Raw genomic sequence first — 23,704 nt, 5'->3', positions numbered from 1 at the left:
CGAGGTCTTCGCGCACCCCGGCACCGGGGGTGTCAGCACATCCCATACGGATTCCGGCGGACGAAGGTGACGTCACGGACACCCCGGCGGCTGGGCGGCGCGACAGTCCGGCCCGCCACCCGGCACAATGCAGGCTCAAGCAAGCGCTGGAAGGCGGGTCTGGATCAACGTGACGGCATCCACTGAGCCCATCGGGGCCCTCGGGTCCATCGAAGCGAGGATCGCCGGGGAGCTCGGCGTCAAGGAGCGGCAGGTGAAGGCCGCGGTCGAACTGCTCGACGGCGGCTCGACCGTCCCGTTCATCGCGCGCTACCGCAAGGAAGCCACCGAGATGCTCGACGATGCGCAGCTGCGCTCGCTCGAGGAACGGCTGCGCTATCTGCGGGAGCTGGAGGAGCGGCGGACCGCGATCCTGGAGTCCGTACGGTCCCAGGGCAAGCTGGACGCCGCCCTGGAGGCGCAGATCCGCGGCGCCGACTCCAAGGCACGGCTGGAGGACATCTACCTCCCGTTCAAGCCCAAGCGCCGCACCAAGGCACAGATCGCGCGGGAGGCGGGCCTGGAGCCGCTCGCCGACGGGCTGCTGAGCGATCCGTCGGTGGAACCGGCCGCGGCGGCCGCGGCGTTCGTGGACGACGGCAAGGGTGTCGCCGATCCGGCCGCCGCCCTGGAGGGCGCGCGGGCCATCCTGACCGAGCGGTTCGGCGAGGACGCGGATCTCATCGGTGAGCTGCGCGAACGGATGTGGTCGCGCGGGCGGGTGGCGGCGAAGGTACGCGAGGGCAAGGAGGAGGCCGGCGCGAAGTTCGCCGACTACTTCGACTTCGCCGAGCCGTTCACCGAGCTGCCCTCGCACCGGGTGCTGGCGATGTTCCGCGGCGAGAAGGAGGAGATCCTCGATCTCAACCTGGAGCCGGAGGACCCGTCGGCGGCCACCGAGGGGCCGAGCGCCTACGAGCAGTCCATCGCGCACCGTTTCGGGATCACCGACCGGGGCCGGCCGGGCGACAAGTGGCTTCAGGACACCGTCCGCTGGGCCTGGCGCACCCGGGTCCAGGTGCACCTCGGGATCGATCTGCGGCTGCGGCTGCGGCAGGCCGCCGAGGACGAGGCGGTCCGGGTCTTCGCGTCGAATCTGCGCGATCTGCTGCTGGCGGCGCCCGCCGGTACGCGCGCCACGATGGGCCTGGACCCCGGTTTCCGTACGGGCGTGAAGGTCGCCGTGGTGGACGCGACCGGCAAGGTGGCCGCCACGGAGACCATCTACCCCCATGTGCCGCAGCAGAAGTGGGACGCCTCACTGGCCACGCTGGCGAAACTGGCCCGTGAGCACGACGTCGAGCTGATCGCGATCGGCAACGGCACCGCGTCCCGCGAGACCGACAAGCTGGCGGCCGATCTGATCGCCGCCCAGCCGGAGCTGAAGCTGACGAAGGTGATGGTGTCCGAGGCCGGTGCCTCGGTGTACTCCGCCTCCGCGTTCGCCTCGCAGGAACTGCCCGAGCTGGATGTGTCGCTGCGGGGCGCGGTGTCCATCGCCCGCCGGCTCCAGGACCCGCTGGCCGAGCTGGTCAAGATCGACCCGAAGTCGATCGGCGTGGGCCAGTACCAGCACGACCTGTCCGAGGTGAAGCTGTCGCGTTCGCTGGACGCGGTGGTCGAGGACTGTGTGAACGGGGTCGGGGTGGACGTCAACACCGCGTCCGCGCCGCTGCTTTCGCGGGTCTCGGGCATCGGCTCCGGCCTCGCCGAGAACATCGTGGCCCACCGGGACAGCAACGGCCCGTTCCGCTCCCGCAAGGCCCTCAAGGACGTGTCGCGGCTCGGCCCGAAGGCGTACGAGCAGTGCGCGGGCTTCCTGCGGATCCGGGGCGGCGATGACCCGCTGGACGCCTCCAGCGTGCACCCCGAGGCGTACCCGGTGGTGCGCCGGATGGTGAAGTCGGCGGATACCGCGGTCGGTTCGCTGATCGGCAACACGGCGGTGCTGCGCTCCCTGAAGGCCGCGGACTTCGTCGATGACTCCTTCGGACTGCCGACGGTGAGCGACATCCTCCAGGAGCTGGAGAAGCCGGGCCGTGACCCGCGCCCGGTCTTCAAGACCGCGACCTTCAAGGAAGGCGTGGAGAAGATCGGCGATCTGGCGCCGGGGATGCTCCTGGAGGGCGTGGTGACCAATGTCGCCGCCTTCGGGGCGTTCGTGGACGTGGGCGTCCACCAGGACGGTCTGGTGCATGTCTCGGCGATGTCGAAGAGCTTCGTCAAGGACCCGCGGGACGTGGTGAAGCCGGGCGACATCGTGCGGGTGAAGGTGCTCGATGTCGACATTCCGCGTAAGCGGATCTCGCTGACGCTGCGGCTGGACGACGAGCATGGCAAGGGCGCTTCGGCGGGCGGCGGCGAGCGGCGCGGTGGTGGCGAGCGCCGGGGCGGCAACGGCGGCGGAGCGCGCGAGGGCGGCCGGGGCGGTGCGCCGCGGCAGCGGCAGGGCGGCGGCGGACCGCGCGGCGGGGACCGCCGGGGCGGCCGCGACGCCGGACCGGCCAACGACGCGATGGCGGACGCCCTGCGGCGGGCCGGGCTCCTGGGCAAGGACCGCGGCGGCCGCTGAGGCAGCCGCACGGTGTCCGGCGGCAGCGGGACCGGCCCGCTGCCGCCGTTCACCGGCCGTCGCTCCCCTGGTGACAGGTCCCGCCGTGCTCCGTTGTCAGTGCCTCCTGATACGAAAGGAGGCAGCTGAGAACGGGGGCGGGGCATGGCGTACGACACGACGACGGTGGGGCACCGGCCGGTGGTCGACCTGACCGACCGGCGGGCCCTGGAGGGCCGGCAGCCCGCGGCACCGGACGTGATCGCGGAGGCCCGGCGGCTCAAGGAAGCCGCACTGCTGGATTTCGGGCTGACGGAATCCGTGGTGGCGTCCTGGATCTACGCCAAGTGCCACCACCAGATCCCGACGACGGCCGTGGCGACCGCGGCCGTGGTGGCCTCCGGGGACGGCAGCTGTCCGCTGCTCTACAACCCCGACTTCTTCGTCCGACTGGGCCTGGAGGGCGTGAAGTTCGTCCTCTTCCATGAGGCACGGCATCTGGTGCACCGCCATCTGTTCGCCGATCCCGAGCTGCGCGCGGACCCGGTCTTCACGCTCGCCGCCGAGGTCGCCATCAACCATGTCGCCCTGGTCCGGCTCGGCCGCAAGGAACTGCCGCAGCTCGATGGCCGGCCGACGGGGGTCGACCCGCGCGAGATCCACCGGGACTACGCCGGCGATCTGACCGCCCAGGGCCTCGAACCACTCGGCTACGACGCCTTCGTCGAGACCGACATGACCGTGTTCTCCGAGCTCAAGCGCATGCGGCAGCCGCCCGTTCCCGCGGTGCCCTGTGTGCATCTCACGGACCCGGAGGCGGCGGAGGGCGATCAGCCGACCCTCGACGAGACGGTGTCCACCGCGCTGGTCAACTCCCTGCTGGCGGCGCGGCGCGGACACCCGGGCGCGGAGCGCGAGTTGCTCGATCTGATGGACCGTACGGACGGCACCTCGGAGCATGCGAGCCGGGTGTGGGGGCGGCTGGGCGCGGGGGCGCTGCGTGGCCGGACCCCGCGGACGGGGAAGGTCGACTGGTGGCAGCGCTGGCTGGTCGATGTCCTCGCGTCCAAGCTGCGGGAGGGCGAGCGGCTGGTCTATCCGAAGAAGCGCGGCGCCCTGCTGGCCGCGCTGGGCCACGATCCGATGCTGTCGCGGCGCGGCCCGGTGCGGCAGAAGAACCTCGTGATCGCGTACGACACCTCGGGGTCGATGCCCGCCGCGGTGGTCGACTGGCTGACGGAGCTGGTGGGCTCGATCGACGGGGTGGCCGCCCACTGGCTGTCGTTCGACGGTGTGGTGATGCCGTTCCGCCCCGGGGAGAGGGTGTACGGCGGCGGGGGCACGAGCTTCCAGGCGGTGGCCGACTACGTCGAGGGCCGCACGGCGGTCGACGGCCGCAGCTTCGAGGAGATACCGGACGCCGTGGTGATGCTCACCGACGGCTACGCCCCGCACATCACCCCCGCCGAGCCGGACAAATGGATCTGGCTGATCACGGCGGGCGGCGACGACTGGCCCGACCACCACACCCCGCCGATGGCCTGCCACCGTGTGACGACAGGAGACCGATGAGCACGACCACGCCGACCGCGGCGCCACTGGGGACTGCGGCGAGCGCGCAGAGCCCGCCGCCCCGCCCCGCGGGATGGCGGCCCAGCGCCACCTACCCCGAGCCCCCGGAGGGCTGGACGGGGGTGTCCCGGCTGGAGTCCTTCATCGACGCGATGATCGACATGGGTCAGACCGGCCAGATCTTCGGCGAGCACGGTATCGGCAAGACGGCCACCTTCTTCTCCCACCTGCCCGCGGCGTACCCCGACGCCGAGCTGGTCTTCGTGCCGGCCGCCAATCTCACCCCGGACGATCTGCTCGCCAACGCGCCGGTGCGCGACGCCGGGACCGGGGAACTGGTGCTGCGGCAGCTGGTGATGAGCCAGTTGCGGCCCGGCAAGCCGTTCGTGCTGCTGATCGACGACTCGCTCCAGGCGGGTGCCACGATCCAGTCCCAGCTGATGCAGATCGCCTGCAACTGGACGCTGGGCGAGTACGACCTGCGGCAGCTGGGCTGCATCGGCGTCTTCCTGACGGACAACGAATCGCTGGCGGAGACGGCGGCCCGGCGCAGCGATCTGGCCGTCCTGGACCGCATGGTGACGATCCGGATCACCGCCAACGACACGTCCTGGCGGCAGCAGCTGGCGGCGAAGTACCGCGACTGGAATCTGCGCGAGGTCTTCACCCTCTGGGCCACCCTCACCCCGGCCCTGCGCGAGCTGCTCTCCCCGCGCACCCTCGATCACATCCTGGCCAATGCCCGGGAGGGCTTCCCGCTGCGCTGGGGCTTGCCGCTGGTCAACGGCGAGCGGCTGCGGCTGGCCGAGCAGAAGGACAACGGCAGGCCGGGCAAGGACCGTACGACCGAGGTGCTGGACCGGATCGCGGCCACGGTGGGCGCCGACAACCCCGCCGCCCTTCCCGATCCGGTACGGGCCGTGGTGCGGGCGGCGCTGCGCAACCGCTGGTCGGTGCTGTTGCAGGGGCCGCCCGGGTGCGGCAAGACGGAGCTGGTCCGCGAGACCGTCCGCGAGGGCCTCGACGGGCGCGAACCGCTGTATTTCTCGATGCCGGTGACCAATGTCGAAGACCTCTGCGCACCGATCCCGACCACCGACGGCTCGCTGGACAACCTCCTGTCCGGTTCGTTCCTGGGTCCGGAGCCGAAGGCGATCGTCTGGGACGAGTACAACCGCCCCAAGGACAAGGCGGCGTTCGCCAAGCTGATGGAGATCACTCAGGAGTGGTCCCTGGCGGGCCGCCGGATCGAGAATCTGCGGGCGCAGATCGCGGTGCAGAATCCGCCGTACCATCTCGGCCGCAAGCTCCTGGTCGCCCGGAACAACATCGCGCAGGCGACCCGCTTCACCGTCTCGCTGACCGTCGAGCCGGGCGACATCCCGGCCAACGAGTGGCTGATCGCGAAGTACGGTGCCGTCGCCGAGACGGTCCTGGAGTGGTGGAAGCACGACATCGACGAGGACGGCCGGGCCTGGATCACCAAGCGCACCCTGGAGCGGCTGATCAAACTCCACCAGCGCGGGCTGCCGTTGGAGATGGGCACCATCTATCTCGGTGACGGCGAATACGCTCCGGTGTCGCTGACCGCCCTCCTCGACCGGCTCAGCAACCGCCCGGTCACCGGCCTGCGCGAGCTGGCCCAGGAGGTCGACGCCTGGGAGTCGCGGCTGCGGACGGCGGCGCAGGCGTCGAGCGAGGGCTCGAACGACAGCGATCTGGTCCACCAGGTCCTGGCCAACGCAGAGTTGTCGCAGCTGAAGCAGCATCAGGCGACGGTGGCCCGGCTGGTGGCGCTGCTCCCGCCGAAGCTGCGTTCCACCTATCTGGTGGGCGCGTCGAGCGAGGTCCAGCGCTTCTGGATCGAGGTCTTCGCACTGATACCCCGCGGCTGAGCGGCCGGGCTAGGCGGTCGGCGGTGTCGCCGACCGCAGTCGCCGGCTGCCGCCGCATTGTGTGGACGGGCCCCAGTCGCATGGCCGGGGCCGAATTGCGTGGACGGGGCCGAACGGCTCGATTAGTCTGCCCGCATGTCCAGCCCCGAGGCGTCAAGACGCTAGCCGCCGGCCGTCCGGTGGCTCCTTGCACGTCTCGCGGTCGCGCCGTCGCGCTGTCACTTCCTCGTCGCGCGCAGCACCCGGCACGTTTCCCTGCCACCGGATCGCCGTAGTACGGGCTTCTACCTGACCATGCGTCATTTCCCTGACGTCACAGGTTCTTTCGCGCGGTAGCCACGCTTGCCCGGCCGGACGGTCGCTCCCTTCACCTCCGCACGGGCACCGCTGTATCTGCCGTCGCGCCCTGTCGATCCACCCTGTGGTTGCGGAGTGTTGCTGTGCCCTTCGTTCTCTACCTGCTCGGCCTTGCGGTGTTCGCCCAAGGCACCTCCGAGTTCATGCTGTCCGGCCTCCTTCCGGACATCGCCCGTGATCTGAATGTCTCGCTCTCCACCGCGGGAGCGCTGACCTCGGCCTTCGCCGTGGGGATGGTGATCGGCGCGCCGCTGCTGGCGCTGTTGAGCCTGCGCTGGCCCCGGCGTCGCGCCCTGCTGGCCTTCCTGGTCACGTTCCTGCTCGTCCATGTCCTCGGGGCGGTCACCCCCGGCTACGGAGTCCTGCTGGCCACCCGGGTCGTCGCGGCGCTGCCAACGCCGGGTTCCTGGCGGTGGCCCTGACGACCGCGACCTCGATGGTCGCCCCCGACGCCAAGGGCCGCGCCACCTCCGTCCTGCTCGGGGGCACCACCATGGCGTGTGTCGCGGGTGTGCCCGCCGGTGCGCTGCTCGGTGAGCTGTGGGGCTGGCGCTCGGCGTTCTGGGCGGTGGCGCTGGTCTCGGTGCCCGCCGTTCTCGCGATCCGGTGGTCGGTTCCGGCCGGCCCCGCCGCACGGTCCGTCGCGGGCGGCCCCCGCGCCGGCGCGGAACTGCGTGCCCTGCGCAGCCCCCGGCTCGTGGTGCTGCTGCTCCTGGGCGCCCTGGTGAACGGCGCGACCTTCTGCGCCTTCACCTATCTCGCGCCGCTGGTCACCGAGGTCACCGGACTCCGCGCCGGCTGGGTGCCCGCCCTGCTGGCGCTCTTCGGCCTGGGGTCGTTCGCCGGGGTCAGCTTGGCCGGGCGACTGGCCGACGCAAGCCCCCTCCGCCTCCTGGCGCTCGGCGGACCGGCCCTGCTCGCCGGCTGGATCGCGACGGCGCTCACCGCCGGGAACCCCGTGGCCGTGCCGGTGCTCCTCTTCGTCCAGGCGGCGCTGTCGTTCGCCGTCGGCTCCACCCTCGTCTCGCAGGTCCTCTACGCGGCGACCGGGGCACCGACCCTGGGCGGCGGGTTCGCCACGGCGGCGCTCAACGTGGGCGCGGCGCTCGGCCCCTGGTGCGGCGGCGCCGCGCTCACCGCGGGGCTCGGCTACCGCTCACCGCTGTGGGTGAGCGCCCTCCTGACGGCGCTCGCGCTCGTCCTCGGGGGCCTGGCCCTCGTGACCCGGCGCGGGCCGGTCACCGCTCCGCGCCGGGCGGCCCGGCCGTCCCGTACGGACGACTCCGCGCCCCGTCCCGCGGCGGCGGGCGACGAACCGGCGGACGGCCGGCGGGGGCGGTGAGCCACGGCCGCCTCTTCTGCGGAGCAGGCGGCTCATGCCGCGAGGGCCGCCTCCCCATCAGCGGGGAGGCGGCCCTCACGACGCGATCATGTCGACCGGGGATGGCCGAAGAGGAGGTCGAAGTCCGGCGGCAGTTGCAGCAGGACGCGCTGCATGAGGTCTTCGTCCACGGCGTCGGCGACGACGCTGAGCACGGCACCGACGTCCCACTTGGCGGTCTCCTCGGTGGCGCCCTCGATCCAGGCGGCCGTGGCGCGCACGAACCGTGCCGGGTCCAGCGGCTCGACGGCCTGGAGCGGATTGAGCAGGATCAGGGCGAAGGTCTCCGGCAGATCGGCGGCCAGCTCGGCCCGTTCCTCACCGACCAGATGCGCGCCCAGCAGGGCCAGGACGACGCGGGCCGCCCGTTCCGCTTCCTGCGGTGACTCGTACTCGCCGCGCTCCTGGACCTTTGCCAGGAACGCCTCCCACAGCATGGGCGCCACAGCTGCCTCCTTCTCTTCGGAGCGCGGAGGGCGGTACCGGAGGGAGAGGCTTCCCCGTCCCCGCCGATGCGGGCGCGGTCCCGCTCAGCCGCGGATCTGCTTCCACACAGTGTCCCCGCCCATGGCGATCTTGCGGGGCCCGGCACGCTCGGCGATCGGGATCCGCGGGATCAGGACGCCCGCCTCGTGGTCCGCCTTGGCGCTCGGCCCGCCGGCCTGTCGACCCGCCGACCGCCCCCGCACACCCCGCCTCAGCCCGTCCCCGCGTACCCCCGGATCCGCTCCAGTTCCACGGCCACATCCGTGAGCGTGGCGCAGTCCGGAACCGGCGGGAGGTCAGGGGCGGACGGGCCGGGCTCGGGCCGGCGGCGCGGGTCCTCGAGGGCGTCGGCCATCGCCGCCAGCGCCTGGCACAGCCCCTCGGCCTCGGCCCGGCTCGGGCGGTGCGCACCGTGGTCGAGGCGTACCGCACAGGCGGTCGCGGCGTCCACGATGCGTTCGGCCGCGGTGACCACGGTCAGCCAGTCGGGGTTGCGGTCGCGGGCGGCGAGGAGTTCCGCCGCGGCGGTCTCCGCCGCCGCCCTGGCCTCCCCCAGCGCCCGGTAGGCGGCGCGGCGCAGCGCCAGCCGCCGGGTGGGGTCCGCGCCCGGTTCCGCCTCCAGGACGTGCCGCAGGAACTGCTCGGTGCTGCGCAGCGCCGCGGTGACGCGGTGGCCGACCCGGCGGCGCGGGTCGGCGAGCCGGGGCAGATGTCCGACCACAAGGACGATGCCGCAGGCGATGGAGGTGTCCACGATCCGCTCGGCGGCGGCCTGCGGATCGCCGCTGACATGCACGAACGACAGCACCATGAGGGTGATCGCGACGGTCTGAAGCGCGAAGTGGCGGGTGGCGAACGGCAGCAGCGCACCGCCCGCGCCCGCCATCAGCGCGGGCCACCAGGCACCGGTCAGCAGCAGGCCGGCCCCGGCGAAGACCAGCACGCCCGCGACGGTTCCGGCGAAGCGGTTGACCGTACGGGAGAAGAGCGGGCCCAGGTCCGGCTTGACGAGGAAGGTGACGGTCGCCGGGAGCCAGTACCAGTGGTCGGCGCGGAGCAGCAGCGCCACGGCGACGCTCGCGGCGATGCAGACGGCGACCCGCAGGCCGTAATCCCGCCCAGCCGGGCCGAACAGGCCGCGCCCGCGCCGCGTCCGTCCGCCGACGGCCTCCAGCGCCCCGCGGACCACGGCCTCGGGGCGGGCCATCCAGGCACGACGGCCCGGCGGGGCCGGCTCCGTTCCCGTGGGCACCTCCGGCTCCCGCCGGGCGAAGGCGACCGCGGCGTCCAGCAGGGCCTGGTCGAAGGCGCCGCGCGCGGCCGTGCTGGTCTCCGGGGCGGACAGCCGGCCCGGCGACCGCCCGGTGCGCAGGGCGTCGGCGAACCTGCGGGGGCTCTCCGCCACCCGGGGCGGCAACGAGCGGGCCTCCCACAGCAGCGCCACGCTGGCCTCGCAGAGCGCGGTGGCCGCGGCGAACCGCTCGGTGAGCAGCAGCTCTTCCGTACGGGCGGACCGGCGCAGCAGCCGGCTGGTGAGGAGGCGCAGCCGCACGGCCTCGTCGGCGCGGTCCAGGGCGGCGGTGAGCCGGCGCCGGGCGGGCTCGGCATCCGGCCCGCCGACCGCGCCCAGGGCGTCGGCGAGCGTGTCGAAGACCGTGGCGACCGCGGCCCGTTCGCCGCTGAGCGCACCGCCGGCGGGACGGGGCGGGCGCAGCACCAGCCGCAGCAGAAGCAGCCACAGGCAGCCGGCGAGGACATAGAGGGCCTTCGCCCAGGGCGCGCCGGGCAGCGGCATTCCGGCGCCCAGGATGGTGGTGGCCAGCATCTGCATTCCGGCGTTGGAGCGCACCGGCCCGGCCACGCTGCCCGCGCCGGAGACGTAGCCGACGGCGAACAGCGCCGGCAGCAGCCACCAGCCCGCGTCGGCCGCCCGGAGCGAGGCGCCGATCAGCATGCCGAGCGCCGAGGCGAGGGCGGGCAGGCCGATATGGACGATGCCGGTGCGCCGGGTGCCGGGGCGGTCGTTGACCCCGGCCAGCATCGAGCCGAGTCCGGCCAGGACGCCGGGCGCCGGGTGGCCGGTCGCGATGCCCGCGCCCAGCAGCGGGCCCGCACACAGCGCACCGCGGGCAACGGCCGCCCAGGGTACGGGCAGCCGCTGCCAGCGGAAGGGGTGGGCGAGCCAGGCGGGCACGGCGCGCGGCGCGCGGAGCATGAGCCTCCTCAGACGACGGCGTACGGACGGCGGTAAGCGGTTCCGAGGGGCGTCATCGGCCAACGGTGCTGGTACCAGCCTACGGTCCTGGAGGGGCCACTCCGCTGCCGCGGGGTTACCGCAAGATCACGAACAAATGGCGGGCGCCCGGCCGGGGGCGCTGCCCGCCAACCGGACCCCCGGCATCCGGCCCCTGGCCTCCAGCCCCCGACACCCGGCCTCCGCCTCACCACAACCCCGCCAGCCGGTACAGCACCAGCGACCCCGCCACCGCCACGTTCAGACTGGCGCCGGTCCCGACCATCGGGATCTCCACCACCTCGTCCAGCAGGTCCAGGGCCTCGGGCGGAATCCCGTGCTGCTCGTGCCCGAGGACCATCACCGTCGGCTCCCGCGCCGCCGCCAGATCCGCCAGCCGTACCGCCCCGTCGGCGAGTTCCACCCCCACCACACGCAACCCCCGTGCGCGCTGCCGCTCCAGCCAGCCCACCGGATCACCGGTCCAGTGCACACAGGCGGGTCTGCGGAGCGTATTGCCGCGCTCCAGCGCCTCGGGCACCCAGGGGAACCGCGGCACGGTCAGACAGGCGCCGACCGCGTCGCAGGTGCGCAGCAGGGTGCCGAGGTTGGCGCCGTTCCCTTTTCCGCGCCCGCGCCAGCGGTTAGCGTCCCGGCATGACGAGCAATACGGAGGGCCTGGACGTACGGGTGGTCGGCGGCGGGGTGATCGGGCTGACGTCGGCGATCGCACTGGCCGAGGACGGACACCGGGTACGGGTGCTGAGCCGGGACGCGGCCGGCGGGACGACCTCGGCGGTGGCCGGCGGGCTGTGCTGGCCGTACCGCATCCGGCCGTACGAGCAGGCGGTGGCGTGGTCCGTACGCTCCTTCCAGGTGCTCACGGCGCTCGCCGAACGGCCGGCGGAGACGGGCGCCCGGATGGTCACGGGCACGATGACGGCCCCTGCGGGCGGCGGCGCCGAGGAAGGGCTGGCCGCCTGGTACGACGCGGTGCCCGGATTGCGGCGGGCGCGGGCGGAGGAGCTCCCCGAGGGCTGTGCGTCGGGGTGGCGGGCCCGTACTCCCCTGGTGGACATGCCCACTCATCTCCGTTACCTGGAACAGCGGTTGGCGGCGGCGGGCGGGACCGTGGAGCGGCGCGAGGTCGCCTCGCTGGAGGAGGCCGGAGCGGCGGCGGACGTGGTCGTCAACTGCTCGGGGCTCGGCGCCCGCGATCTGGTACCCGACCCTCAAGTCCATCCGGTCCAGGGCCAGTTGGTGATCGTGGAGAACCCCGGCATCGAGGAGTGGTCCGTCTCCGCCGACGCGGGGGCGTCGGACACCACGTATCTGCTGCCCCAGCCGTACGGCCTGGTGCTGGGAGGCACCGCGCGGGAGAACGCCTGGTCCCGGGAGCCCGATCCGGCGGTGGCGGCGGCCATCGTGGCGCGCGCCGCCCGGCGCTTCCCGGAGCTGGCGCGGGCCCGGGTCCTGGCCCACAAGGTGGGGTTGCGCCCGGCCCGCCCGGCGGTGCGGCTGACGGCGGAGCGGCTCTCCGGGGGCCTGCCGTGCGTCCACAACTACGGGCACGGGGGTGCGGGCGTGACCGTGGCGTGGGGGTGCGCGGACGAGGTGCTGCGGAGGGTGCGGGAGGTCCAGGAGGGCCGCGGACCGGTACGTGCGTAAGTACGGCGCACCCTTACCGCGGTCTTCCCGGGCCGGAATCCGTCCTTTCGGCCGAGCAGCGGGCGGAAGAGCGGAATTCACCGGCCGGACGGCGCATCCATTCGCCCGTCTCATGCGTCCTACGGACAAGCGCCATTTCTATATGGCCGCACTTCAGGGATATTTGGAGTATCCATTTTGAAAAACCGCATTAAGGGCATTCGTCGCGTATCCGCGGTCGCTGTGACCGCGGGAGCCGTTCTGACGGCCGGGGCGTTCACCGCTCCCGCGCAGGCCGCTGCGCCCACGGCTCCCACGATCGCCGCCAAGGGCGGCTTCGTGATGAACAACGGCACGGGGAAGACCCTCTTCACCAAGGCCGCGGACACCCGTCGCTCCACCGGCTCCACCACCAAGATCATGACGGCCCGGGTGGTGCTGGCGCAGTCGAACCTCAACCTTGATTCCAAGGTGACGGTCCAGAAGGCGTACAGCGACTACATCGTCGACAACAACTGGGCCTCCTCGGCCAAGCTGATCGTCGGCGACAAGGTCACCGTCCGCCAGCTGCTGTACGGGCTGATGCTCCCGTCCGGCTGCGACGCGGCGTACGCGCTGGCCGACAAGTTCGGCAGCGGCTCCACCCGGGCCGCGCGGGTCCAGTCGTTCATCGGCAAGATGAACTCCACGGCCAGGTCGCTCGGCATGACGAACACGCACTTCGACTCGTTCGACGGCATCGGCAAGGGCGCGAACTACTCGACTCCGCGCGACCTGACCAAGCTCGCCTCCAACGCGATGAAGTACTCCACCTTCCGTACGGTCGTGAAGACGAAGTCGACCACGCAGAAGGTCACGACGAAGAGCGGTGGCTACCGCAACATGTCGTGGACCAACACCAACGCGCTGCTCGGCAGCTACTCGGGCACCCTCGGCGTCAAGACGGGCTCCGGCCCGGAGGCCAAGTACTGCCTGGTCTTCGCCGCCACCCGCGGTGGCAAGACGGTCATCGGCACGGTTCTCGCCTCCACCTCGGTGACGAACCGCACCGCTGACGCGAAGAAGCTGATGGACTACGGCTTCAAGAAGTAACCCGGGACAGGCGTGGGGCCTGCGCACGACCTTCGGGTCGGGCGCAGGCCCCTTCGTCATCCGGCCGCCGGCACCTCACCGGGGCCGTACGACGCCGCTCCGGAGACGGGCTAGCCGCCGCTCTTCACTCCGACGCCGTTGTCCTCGCCGGTGCCGCTGCCGTCACCCTCGTCGTCCCCGTTGCCGTTGCCACCGGGTCCGATCTGGATCTCGAAGTCACCGTCGTACTGCTCATGGCCCGCGATCACGGCCAGTTCGACGACCTCCGCGCCCTTCTGGCCGCGCACGATCAGCGGATCGCTGCGCAGATCGCGCATCAGCGCCCAGCACATGGCGATCATCACGACCATGAACGGCACCGCGACCAGAATCGTCAGATTCTGGAGGCCGGTCAGGGCATCGCCCGAACCGCCGCCGATCAGCAGCATGATCGCGGCGACCGCGCCGGTCACCACACCCCAGAAGATCACCACGAGCCGGGTCGGCTCGAAGGTTCCCTTCTGCGAGAGGGTGCCCATGACGATGGACGCGGCATCGGCACCGGACACGAAGAAGATGCCGACCAGGATCATGACGAGGATGCTCATGACCGTGGCGAGCGGGTACTGGTGCAGCACGTCGAAGAGCTGGCCTTCGGGCGTGCTCGACCCGCTGAGCTGCTTGGACTCCTGGAGCTTCATGGCCGAGCCGCCGAACACCGCGAACCACGCCAGGCTGACCACGCTCGGGACGAGGATGACCCCGCCGATGAACTGGCGGATGGTCCGGCCCCGGCTGATCCGGGCGATGAACATGCCCACGAACGGCGTCCAGGAGATCCACCACGCCCAGTAGAAGACCGTCCAGCTGCGCAGCCAGCCGCCCACCTCGTCGCCGCTGCTGGCCTCCGTACGGCCCGCGAGCTGCGGCAGCTCGCCGATGAACGAACCGAGGGAGGTCGGCAGCAGGTTGAGGATGAGGATGGTCGGCCCGACCACGAACACGAAGACCGCCAGGATGAGCGCCAGCACCATATTGATGTTGGACAGCATCTGGACGCCCTTGGCGATACCGGAGACCGCGGACAGGATGAAGGCGATGGTCAGCACGGTGATGACACCGACCAGCAGGGTGGTGCTGACGCTGTCCATCCAGCCGAGGACCTTGATGCCGCTGCCGATCTGGAGCGCACCGAGTCCCAGCGAGGCCGCCGAACCGAAGAGGGTGGCGAAGATGGCCAGGATGTCGATGACCCGGCCGCCCCAGCCGTTCGCGCGCCGAGTGCCGATCAGTGGCGTGAACACCGCGCTTATCGTCTGCCGCCTCCCCCGCCGGAAGCAGCTGTAAGCGATGGCCAGACCAACGACCGCATAGATCGCCCAGGGGTGCAGCGTCCAGTGGAACATCGTGGTGGCCATCGCGGTGTCCATCGCCTGGGCGGCGTCCTTCGGATCGGTGCCCGGCGGTGGGGTGCTGAAGTGCCCCAGCGGCTCACTGACGCCGTAGAACATCAAACCGATGCCCATGCCCGCGCTGAACATCATCGCGATCCATGACACGGTGCGGAATTCGGGCTCCTCGCCCTCCTTGCCGAGCGTGATCCGGCCGTACTTGCTGACCGCCAGCCAAATCGCAAAGATCACAAATCCGGAGGCGGAGAGCACGAAGGCCCACCCGCCGTTGTCGATCACCCAGTTCAGCATCGAGGTCGATGCGCTCTTGAGGGATTCGGTGGACGACGCTCCCCACGCGATGAAGGCGAGGGTGAGCAGTGAGGTCACACCGAAGACCACACGGTCGGTCTGTGGGGGCCCGTGGTGCTGCGGCTCGTCGGGGACGTCCGTCACGGATGGGGTGCCACCCCCGTCTCCGGCTTCTCTGACTGTGTCCGACACGTGTCAACCTTTCAATGGGCCATATTTTCCTTACCCGTTACCCCCTACCACACGACGGCAGACGTTGAGGGGCGTCGCGACCGTAAGGTGATAACCGGCCCTCCGGTCCAACAGCAGCGGAACGAGCTTCCGCAGCGGTTGGCGCAGCGGCACGACGACACCGTCACGGTCCCGGCGCCACACCACTCCGTGCCTCACCAGTTCTTCCCTGACCTGCGCAAACTGTCCCTCTTCGAGGCGATAGGCGCAAGGCGGGTCGGACAGGATCTGCTCTTCGGTGGCCGGTTCGTTATCCGCGCCGCCGAGGTACACCGGACCGTGATCGGCATAGCCCGCGAGCCGGGCGGCGGTGGTGGCCGCCTCGATCCGTGACCGGTGCCGGCCGAGGAAGGTAAAGGCGCCGTCCAGCGCGGCCAACTGGGAGTCCACCCGGCGGCGGTTGTTGAGCGCGGGGTCGGCCTTCTCGGCCTCGGTGAGCGCATCGACCCGGGTCTCGACGAGCAGCCCGAGCGAGCCCTTGACGCCCGCGGTGTTGCGCAGGATCCGCTCCTGGCCGTCGCCCGCGACCTGCTTGACGGGATCACCGGTCTCCGGGTCGGTCCAGATGCCGTAGACGCCGGTGGAGAAGCCCGCCCGCTGGACGGCGGGCCGCACGAAGTCCTGGGAGAGCGCGGCCGCTTCCCGGTGCACCCCGTCCGCGGTATTGAGGTTGCGCGGCCACAGCGACAGCACGTCCTTCATGTAATACGGGACGGTGGGACCGTATTCGTGCAGGTCATAGATGGTGTCGGGGCGGTAGTCGCGGATGACCTCGGCCATCGCCCGGCCCTCGGCGGTGCGCAGGGCGATGTGGTCGCGGTTGATGTCGGTGCCGTCGGCGTTGCCGCGGGTGTCCGCGGCCCGGCCGTCGGGGTTGGCGGTCGGGACGACCAGCACGCTGGTGCGTTCCAGGAAGCGCCGGGTCGCCGGGTCCTTGGCGTAGGCGAGATTGCGGACGGTGGTCAGACATGCCTCGCGCCCGGAGGGCTCGTCACCGTGCTGGGAGCAGATCAGCAGCACGGAGTTGCCGCGGCGGACCTGCGCCGGGCGCTCGGGGGCGGGGGCGCCGATCCGGACGAGCCGCAGCGGGCGGCCCTGCCCGGTGGTGCCGATCCGGTCGATCCGTACGCGCACCGAGCCCCGGTCGACGGCCCTGAGGAAGTCCTGTTCCTCGGCCTGCCCGGTCCAGCGGGCGCCATGGCTGATCTCGAATCCCGTACGGGGTGCGGGGGTTGCGGCAGCGGCGGGCGCGGGCGGCGGGGTCGCGCCGAGGGTGGCCGTCAGCCCGATGGCCAGCGGCCCGGCGGCGAGGCGGTGGGAGCGGGGTATCACGAGGAGGAGCCTCCCTTGGGTGAGCGGTGGAGAGGGGGACCGGGTGGGGCCGCCCGCGCTGCGGCGGCCCCGGGTGGTCATCCCACGGCCGGCAGCCGGCTGACCGAGCGCGGCGGGGCGATGCCGTCCAGCGGTGCCGCGGTGTCCGGGTGCCCGGGTGCGCCCGCGGTGGCCCGTACGAAGGCCGCTGTGCCGCCGGTCAGCGGGAGTTCGGCGGAGGTACGGGACAGGTCGAGGGTGAGCTTCGGCGTAGACGCGGGCGGGTCGATCAGACCGGCGTCGGTGCCGGCCACGATGAGCGCGAGCCGGTGCCCGGCGGGCACGACATGATCGCTCGGGGCCAGGTCCAGGGTGAGGGTGTAGGGCTTGCCGGGGGTGAGCGGGCGGCCCTTGTGGGCGTCGGCGTAGTTGCCGAGGTCGGCCCAGCCGCGGCTGAAGACGGTGTGGGCGACCTTCCGGGTGTTGGCGGCGGTCTCCTTGAAGCAGCCGGTGTCGCCCGTGGTTCCGGCGCCCCAGCAGGTGCGCCGGCCGAGGGTGGTGATGCCCTCGCCGTCGGCCGCGTAGTCGCGGATGGTGTCGGGGCCGAGGTCGGCCAGCACGGCGGAGAGATGGGCGGTCGAGGTGCTCGGGGTGACGGTCACGGTCACCGTGCCGGAGCCGGAGAGCCGCAGCGGCGCGCGCAGCGGCCCGGTGCGGAACCCGGCCTTGGCGGCGGTCGGGGCATCGATCCGGGCCGCCCAGTCGGCCTCGCTCAGCTTCGGGTCATCGGTGAAGGCCGCGGTCGCGCCGTGCGGTGCCTTACGGGTCCCCAGCACGCCGACGCCGGGCGCGCTGCCGTCGCGCGGGCGCAGTGTGGTGGGCGCGGTGCCGGGAGCGGGCCACTGCGGGTCGGTGGACCATTTGTCGGGCGAGCGCTCGATATCGGCCATCGGGGTGCGCTCGATGCCGTTGTCGTAGCCCAGCAAATAGTGGTCGAACCAGTGGTGCAGGGTCTTGACCCAGGCACTTCGCCGGTAGTCGAACGGGTCCACATGCCCGGTCTGGGAGAGCCAGATCTTGCGCTCGACGCCGTGCCGGGCGAGCGCGTCCCACCACTGCCCGGCGTGCCGGGTCCGGACGTTGAGGTCCTGCATCCCGTGCACCAGGAGCACGCTGGCCCGGACCCGGTCCGCGTCGCGGACGTAGTCGCGCTCGCGCCACAGACCGGTCCAGTCGCCGGTGCGGGGCGCCCCGTCGGCGAGCTTCTTCTGCACGGCGGCGCAGCGCCCCCGCGCAGCGGGGCTGTCGACGACATCGGCGAGGGAGTCCGGCCCCGAGTCATAGAGCGGGGCGCCCTTGGCGAAGTAGTAGTCGTACCAGGAGGAGATGCCGGCGATCGGGACGATGGTCTTCAGCCCCTGGACGCCGGTGGCCGCGACGCCGTTGGCGATGGTGGCGTCCCAGCTCTTGCCGATCATGCCGGTGCTGCCGTTGGACCAGCCGGCCGTGACGGGCTTGCCTCCCGTACGGGCGGTGTAGGCGCGGCCCCTGCCGCCGAGCCAGTCGACGACGGCCCTGGCGGACCGGATGTCGGAGCGGCCGCCGACGTCGGAGCAGCCGTCCGAGCGGTTGGTGCCCGCCAGGTCGACCAGGACCGTCGCATAGCCGCGCGGCACGAAGTAGTTGTCGTAGAAGAGCGGGAACCCGACCGGCCGGTCCCGCTCGTCGTAGGTCTTCTTCTGGCTCTCGTTGCCGCGCCCGCAGCAGGAGTAATAGGGACTGGCGTCCATGATCACGGGGATCCGCCGGCCCTGCTGCGCCGGTTCGGCGGGCCGCACGATGTCGACGGCGACGCGGTCGGTCCTCCCGTCCGCGTCGCCGTCCAGCCGTGTGTCCACCCAGACCGATTCGCGTATCGCGCGGTCGTAGGAGTAGACGGGTCTGCTCTCGGCGGGCGCCGCCTGCGCGGCGGCCGGCCCGATCAGGGTGGACAGCAGGGCGGCGACGGCTGCCATCACGAGCGCTGTGAAGGGGATGCGGGGGATCCGCGCAGGATTCGTCACGGGCGGACGGTAGCGCGGCCCAACTCACCTGCGTAAGGGCGTGTCCGGGCACCCGCGGGCCGCCCGCGGCCGAAAACAGGTCCATGGGTAGCTTTTCACCCCACGGGCGGTCCGGAAGCCCATGCCCCGCGATCGCGGCAGCGCCCGTCGCGGACCGTGGCGGAGGGGGCCGGCGGACGGGTGGGACGGATGAGGGTTCATGTCGGTCATGTGTCAGATCAGGCCATGTACATGACGTTGGCCGGGCTCAGTACATAGGGTCTGAACAGAGCCATCCCCCCTACGAGTTGGAGGACTCGTGCGTCACAGACTCCTCGTCCCGGGCGCGGTCGCACTCAGCCTGCTGCTGGCCATCCCGGCCTCCGCCGCCGACTTCACACCGGGCGCTCCGGGTGTGGGCGACACCTACTACCCCGAGAGCGGAAACGGCGGATACGACGTTTCCCACTACGATCTGCGGCTCAAGTACCAGCCGAAGACGGACCTGCTGGAGGGCACGGCCACCCTGCTGGCCACCACCACCCAGGATCTCTCCCGCTTCAACCTGGACTTCGGCCTCAAGGTCAGTGAGATCCGGATCAACGGCAAGAAGGCGTCCTTCGCCACCTCCGGCAAGCACGAGCTGGAGGTCACTCCGGCCACGCCGCTGGAGAAGGGCAAGCAGATCAGCGTCGTGGTGCGCTACGCGGGCAAGCCCTCCGAGCTCAAGATAGACGGCTACAGCGCCTGGGCCCGTACCCCCGACGGCGGGGTGATCGCACAGGAGCCGGACGCCGCCGTGTGGTGGTTCCCGAGCAATGACCACCCCACCGACAAGGCGACGTACGACATCTCGGTGGCGGTCCCGGACGGCACCCAGGCGCTGAGCAACGGTGTGCTGGCCTCGCAGTCCTCCAAGCTGGGCTGGACGCGCTACAACTGGCGCTCGGACAAGCCGCAGGCGACGTATCTGACGACGCTGGCCGTCGGCAAGTTCGACATCACCACCGACAAGACCGCGAACGGCCTGCCGGTCATCAACGCCGTCAGCAAGGACCTCGGCGCGAACGAGGGCTCGGCGAAGGCGAGCATCGAGCGCACCACCGAGATCACCGAGTGGCTGGAAAGCGTCTTCGGCGCCTACCCGTTCAACGCGGTGGGCGGCTATGTGCCGAACGTGCCGGCCGGATACGCGCTGGAGACCCAGACCCGCCCGTTCTACGGGAAGAAGGCCTTCGACCGCGGCACGAACGTCTCCGTAGTGGTGCACGAGCTGGCGCACCAGTGGTACGGCGACAGCGTCTCGCTGAAGGACTGGAAGGACATCTGGATCAACGAGGGCTTCGCCGCCTACAGCCAGTGGCTGTGGTCGGAGAAGGAGGGCGAGGGCACCGCTCAGGAGCTGGCTGACTATGTCTACGCCCAGCACCCGGCCGACGACCCGTTCTGGAAGGTCAAGCCGGGCAACCCGGGCGCGGAGAACCAGTTCGACGGCGCGGTCTACGACCGTGGCGCGCTGACCCTACAGGCGCTCCGCAACAAGGTCGGTGACAAGGTCTTCTTCGGCCTCCTCAAGTCCTGGCCGACGGAGAACCGGTACGGCAACGCCTCGGTGGCCGACTTTGTGAAGTTCGCCGAGAAGAAGACCGGCAAGCAGCTGGCCGGGTTCTTCGACACCTGGCTCTTCCAGCCGTCCCGGCCCTCCGCGGGGGCGGCCAAGCAGGCCCTCGGCGCCTCGCGGGCGCCGGTCGCCGCGCCCAAGTCGTGGAAGCAGATCGCGGCCACGCACCACGTGCACGGGCACTGAGCCGGTGGACGGTCGCTGAACGAGACGGAGCCGGGGCATCCCCGGCTCCGTCCGCGCACCGCGTCGCTACTGCCGCGCCGCCTGCCTGGCCCGGCGCGCGATCGGCATGAACCGCAGCCGCTCCGGGAGTACCGGCACCACGGCGCGCACGACCCGGCCGAAACGGCGCAGGGTGCGCTCCTGGGCGTCCGTCCACTCCAGCCCGATGGCCTGCCGGGCATCCGGCGGCATCAGCCCGATGGTGAGAAAGCGCCGGACACGGGCGAACCGCGGGCGCAGCCACGGCCAGGACAGCCGCAGAAGCAGCCGCAGCCAGCGCGGGCCGCGGTCGGGAACCGGCAGCGGCAGGTCCGTTGCCAGCAACTCCTTGACCACCACGGTCTCTTCGAGTTCATTGTCGAGGACCTTCTGGTAATACGGCCAGAACTCCTCGATCGTCTGCGGCATATCGCGGTCATGGATCCCCAGGATCCGGCCGACCTGAAGCCACTCCGCATACAGCGCCCGCTCCTGCGCCTCGGTGAAGGGGCGGCCCAGATACTGCTGGGCGTGCCGGAAGACGGGGTAGCCGGTGGCGTGCACCCAGGCGTAGTAGGCGGGGGTGAGCGCGTGGTAGGCGCGGCCGTGTGCGTCGGTCCCCTGGATGGTCTTGTGCAGCGCGCGCAGCCGGCGCCCCTCCGCGGCCGCCGCCTCCCCTCCGTACACCCACAGCTGGAGCGAGGTCAGGGAGCGCTCGCCGCGCCCCCAGGGGTCCGTACGGAAGACGGAGTGGTCGTCCACCCCGGCGCCCACCGCCGGATGGGCGACCTGCATGGCCAGCGCGGCCGGCAGCGTCAGCAGCATGCGGATGTCCCCGGCCAGCGACCAGAGCACACCTCCGACCGGCGGGGGATTCGGGTCATTTTTTACCGCAATCATGGTATTAATCATCATACGGTGACTCTCCGCGATCAGCGGACGCGAGGCCCGCTCCCCGCCGCCACACCCCCACATGCCGCCGAAACCGGCCCACAACACTCCACTGCGACATGACCCCACTCGGGCCCGAGGGTACCGAAAGCTCCTGCACGGGCACGCGAGTTGGACGCGGACAGGAACATCTGGTTCCGCGCGCCGGGACGAGCGTCGGCGGAGGGGCCGCCCACGCCGGGCGAGCGGCGGAGGGTACGCCGTCACTCGACACCCGGCCGTATGGCCTCGCCCCACCGAAATCACCTTGATCCCACAGCGGATATTCACCTCCAAGGGTGGTTTCGCCGCGCGATAAACCTCTGAGCTGGAGCGATCAAATCACCACTTTTCCCACTGGACGCACATAGTGACAAGTAGGTGACGGAACGCGACACTCGCAATGTTCCTCCGAACCACCCGAAAGGAGCAACTCATGTCCTGTCCCCCGCCCTGTCCGCCACCGGTCGATGCCCGTAAGGCACTCGACTTTCTGCGGACCAGCGGACTCGTCGACCTCACCGTTCCGCTACAGCGAGTCGTCGACCAGGTCAGCCAACTCGACGATGTGGCCGGCTACGTACTCGCCTGGGAGCGGTACGTGCTCGTAGTCGCCAACCAGGTCGCGGAAGACGACTCCGCCGCGGGCAGCTGAGCCATTGATCACGCCGATCGCCGGGAGGCATTGAGTGGACACGAAGCAGCCCGGTGACGGTTCGTCACAAAGGCGCGCGGTGGAGACCCGGGCAGTCGCCTGGCTCGCTGCGCGCCGCTCTCTGATCGATCCGGCCGAAGCCGCCACGGACCGGGTGCTGTTCGCCCGCAAGGCCCTCATCGAGACGGCATTCCTGGTGGGACTGCGGGCCCGCCTCGATCCTGAACCACTCGACGGCGACTACGCGGCCCTCCTCGATCAGGTCGAGCGGATCGCGGGCCGCCCCTCCTACCGTGAACTGATCGCCCGGGACGAAGCCGCCCTCCTGCTGTACGCGGGAACCTATGCGGCGCTCCGGCTCTGCGGACGCGAGGACCCGGAGTTCCGGCGGCTGATCACCCAGGCCGCAGCGGGCGGATATGCGGCGGCCTTCGAGCGGATTCCCTACCGGCAGCTCGATCTGCTGCACACCCTGGAGCTGTGCGGTGTTCCGCACCCGCTGCCCGCCATGGACGAGGTCCTGCCGTTCACCCTGCTCTGCAACCGCCCGAACGTCCTCAAGCTCACCGATCGCGACATCTACGCGATCACCCACACGATCTTCTACGCCACGGACTTCGGCCTCCGCGAGCCGCGCTGGCCAGGGGACTTCGATCCGGCCGCGGCGGTGGAGCTGCTCGAAGCGCTCCTCGTACTCACCCTCGGCCAGGAGAATGCCGACCTGGTGGGGGAGCTGCTGTGCTGCCTGCTGTGCCTCGGGGTCCGGGACTCCGAAGAAGCCCGCCGGGCCTGGGAGTTCCTCACGGCGGTACAAGAGGCCGACGGGCGGGTCAACGGGCCGCCGGGGGTGGTCCACCCCGGACTCGCCGACGGCGACGAGGCGTACCGGCACTGGTCCACCGGCTACCACACCACCATCGTCGCGGCCCTGGCCGCGCTCCTGGACCGCAGCCCCCGGGTGGCGCGGCGGCCCCGGCCGTCCGTACCGACGCCGCACCCGGCCGTGGAGCAGCCGCTCCGGCGGGCCGTGGGGTGGCTGGCGGACACGGGCCGGCGCCACGACCCGGCCGGCTGTCTGCCCGCCGCCGCGGCCGTCGCGTATGCGGCCGCGGCGCTGGGCGAACCCGGGCTCGCCCGCCCCCTGCTGCTCGATTTCTCCACGCGTCTCGCGGACGCGGACGCGGAGGTGTGGCAGCGGCACGGCATGGAGGTCGTCGGCGAGTTCGCCTCCGGTCTGCGGGCCCACGGGATCCCCTGCGCCTCGCTCGACCTGTTCCTCAAGTCCACCGTCGCCGCCGTCGAACTCCTGGACCGGGTGCCCCCGCAGGCGGTGCACAACGTCCAACGCCTGGTCGGCCTGGGGCTGCTCGCCCCGCAGCGTGCGGCCGCACTGACCGGTGGGGCCGACGCGCCGCCCCCGGCACCGGAGACCGCCGTCACCGACGTGCCCGGCGCCTGGAAGGACTATCACCTGGGGCAGATCGCCGGCTTCATCCGGGACTCGGCCCGCAGCGGGCGGGCGCGGCACCGCATCACCCGCGACGCCGTCTCCTTCCTCCTCGCCCAGCAGAGCGCGTGCGGCGCGTTCGGCCGCCCGGCCTGCGACGAACCATCGAGCCGCGAACGGGCGTTGCTGTCCTGGACCCAGAGCGCGGTCACCGCGCTGGCCGCCGTGCACACGGCCTGCGGCGCGGCGCTCACGGGCCCGCGGTCCGGCCCCTGACCCGAGGCGCTACGGCAAGAGCCTCGGCCCGTCCATCTCGTACCCCCCAGAC

15 protein-coding genes and 2 pseudogenes are annotated in these 23,704 nt (G+C 71.6%); 9 read left to right on the top strand and 8 right to left on the bottom strand.

Features of this window, described 5'->3' with window-relative positions; all coding sequences use genetic code 11:
* Window positions 1-169 precede the first annotated feature (169 nt).
* From AC3EUV_RS02085 to AC3EUV_RS02070, 4 genes and pseudogenes are all read left to right on the top strand, one after another.
* Window positions 170-2,611, top strand: a complete 2,442-nt coding sequence (locus AC3EUV_RS02085) for a Tex family protein (RefSeq protein WP_432140617.1) — start codon at window positions 170-172, stop codon at window positions 2,609-2,611.
* A 144-nt stretch (window positions 2,612-2,755) separates the two neighbouring features.
* A complete protein-coding gene (locus tag AC3EUV_RS02080; protein ID WP_435601978.1) occupies window positions 2,756-4,162 on the top strand; it encodes a DUF2201 family putative metallopeptidase in 1,407 nt (468 codons plus the stop codon).
* Window positions 4,159-6,057 carry an ATP-binding protein gene (locus tag AC3EUV_RS02075; protein WP_435601977.1) on the top strand — a complete coding sequence of 633 codons (1,899 nt, stop codon included), beginning with the start codon at window positions 4,159-4,161 and terminating at the stop codon, window positions 6,055-6,057. The genes AC3EUV_RS02080 and AC3EUV_RS02075 overlap by 4 nt, the downstream gene beginning before the upstream one ends.
* Before the next feature lie 440 nt (window positions 6,058-6,497).
* Window positions 6,498-7,756: pseudogene (locus AC3EUV_RS02070) on the top strand (Cmx/CmrA family chloramphenicol efflux MFS transporter).
* 86 nt (window positions 7,757-7,842) lie between these two features.
* On the opposite strand, the gene AC3EUV_RS02065 reads toward AC3EUV_RS02070, so the two are convergent.
* The 4 genes and pseudogenes from AC3EUV_RS02065 to AC3EUV_RS02050 all read right to left on the bottom strand — a co-directional run bounded on the left by AC3EUV_RS02065 (window position 7,843) and on the right by AC3EUV_RS02050 (window position 11,247).
* On the bottom strand, window positions 7,843-8,232 hold the full coding sequence (locus AC3EUV_RS02065; protein WP_432140732.1) for a DUF2267 domain-containing protein: 390 nt from the start codon (window positions 8,230-8,232) through the stop codon (window positions 7,843-7,845).
* 93 nt (window positions 8,233-8,325) lie between these two features.
* Window positions 8,326-8,436, bottom strand: a pseudogene (locus AC3EUV_RS02060) (Hsp20/alpha crystallin family protein); the annotation flags it as partial.
* A gap of 56 nt (window positions 8,437-8,492) precedes the next feature.
* Window positions 8,493-10,496, bottom strand: a complete 2,004-nt coding sequence (locus AC3EUV_RS02055; RefSeq protein WP_432140613.1) for an FUSC family protein — start codon at window positions 10,494-10,496, stop codon at window positions 8,493-8,495.
* A gap of 226 nt (window positions 10,497-10,722) precedes the next feature.
* Complete coding sequence (locus tag AC3EUV_RS02050) at window positions 10,723-11,247, bottom strand: TrmH family RNA methyltransferase (RefSeq protein ID WP_435601976.1); 525 nt, start codon at window positions 11,245-11,247, stop codon at window positions 10,723-10,725.
* On the opposite strand from AC3EUV_RS02050, the gene AC3EUV_RS02045 reads away from it, so the two are divergent.
* Together AC3EUV_RS02045 and AC3EUV_RS02040 are read left to right on the top strand one after the other, a co-directional pair.
* Window positions 11,172-12,182: an FAD-dependent oxidoreductase gene (locus AC3EUV_RS02045; RefSeq protein ID WP_432140611.1), complete on the top strand. Its 1,011-nt coding sequence runs from the start codon at window positions 11,172-11,174 to the stop codon at window positions 12,180-12,182. The genes AC3EUV_RS02050 and AC3EUV_RS02045 overlap by 76 nt on opposite strands.
* Before the next feature lie 177 nt (window positions 12,183-12,359).
* On the top strand, window positions 12,360-13,253 hold the full coding sequence (locus tag AC3EUV_RS02040; protein ID WP_432140610.1) for a D-alanyl-D-alanine carboxypeptidase family protein: 894 nt from the start codon (window positions 12,360-12,362) through the stop codon (window positions 13,251-13,253).
* A gap of 110 nt (window positions 13,254-13,363) precedes the next feature.
* Here the strand turns inward: AC3EUV_RS02040 and AC3EUV_RS02035 are convergent, their stop codons facing one another.
* The 3 genes from AC3EUV_RS02035 to AC3EUV_RS02025 all read right to left on the bottom strand — a co-directional run bounded on the left by AC3EUV_RS02035 (window position 13,364) and on the right by AC3EUV_RS02025 (window position 18,492).
* Complete coding sequence (locus tag AC3EUV_RS02035) at window positions 13,364-15,079, bottom strand: BCCT family transporter (protein ID WP_432140609.1); 1,716 nt, start codon at window positions 15,077-15,079, stop codon at window positions 13,364-13,366.
* Window positions 15,080-15,157: 78 nt separating this feature from the next.
* Window positions 15,158-16,498, bottom strand: coding sequence for a M14 family metallopeptidase (locus AC3EUV_RS02030; protein WP_432140608.1), 1,341 nt, complete (start codon window positions 16,496-16,498; stop codon window positions 15,158-15,160).
* 77 nt (window positions 16,499-16,575) lie between these two features.
* Window positions 16,576-18,492, bottom strand: a complete 1,917-nt coding sequence (locus AC3EUV_RS02025) for a Xaa-Pro dipeptidyl-peptidase (protein WP_435602051.1) — start codon at window positions 18,490-18,492, stop codon at window positions 16,576-16,578.
* A 346-nt stretch (window positions 18,493-18,838) separates the two neighbouring features.
* Here AC3EUV_RS02025 and AC3EUV_RS02020 point away from each other — a divergent pair, with 346 nt between their 5' ends.
* On the top strand, window positions 18,839-20,326 hold the full coding sequence (locus tag AC3EUV_RS02020; RefSeq protein ID WP_435601975.1) for a M1 family metallopeptidase: 1,488 nt from the start codon (window positions 18,839-18,841) through the stop codon (window positions 20,324-20,326).
* A 66-nt stretch (window positions 20,327-20,392) separates the two neighbouring features.
* Here the strand turns inward: AC3EUV_RS02020 and AC3EUV_RS02015 are convergent, their stop codons facing one another.
* Window positions 20,393-21,244, bottom strand: a complete 852-nt coding sequence (locus AC3EUV_RS02015; RefSeq protein ID WP_435601974.1) for an oxygenase MpaB family protein — start codon at window positions 21,242-21,244, stop codon at window positions 20,393-20,395.
* Window positions 21,245-21,710: 466 nt separating this feature from the next.
* Between AC3EUV_RS02015 and AC3EUV_RS02010 the strand changes: the two genes are divergently transcribed.
* Both AC3EUV_RS02010 and AC3EUV_RS02005 read left to right on the top strand, forming a co-directional pair.
* Window positions 21,711-21,929 carry a hypothetical protein gene (locus AC3EUV_RS02010; RefSeq protein ID WP_085922571.1) on the top strand — a complete coding sequence of 73 codons (219 nt, stop codon included), beginning with the start codon at window positions 21,711-21,713 and terminating at the stop codon, window positions 21,927-21,929.
* Between the two features lie 79 nt (window positions 21,930-22,008).
* Window positions 22,009-23,652, top strand: coding sequence for a DUF6895 family protein (locus AC3EUV_RS02005; protein ID WP_432140605.1), 1,644 nt, complete (start codon window positions 22,009-22,011; stop codon window positions 23,650-23,652).
* The last annotated feature ends 52 nt before the right edge of the window (window positions 23,653-23,704 follow it).

This window comes from Streptomyces sp. bgisy130 (genome assembly GCF_057708345.1).
This window is presented reverse-complemented; position numbering and strand designations above follow the sequence as displayed.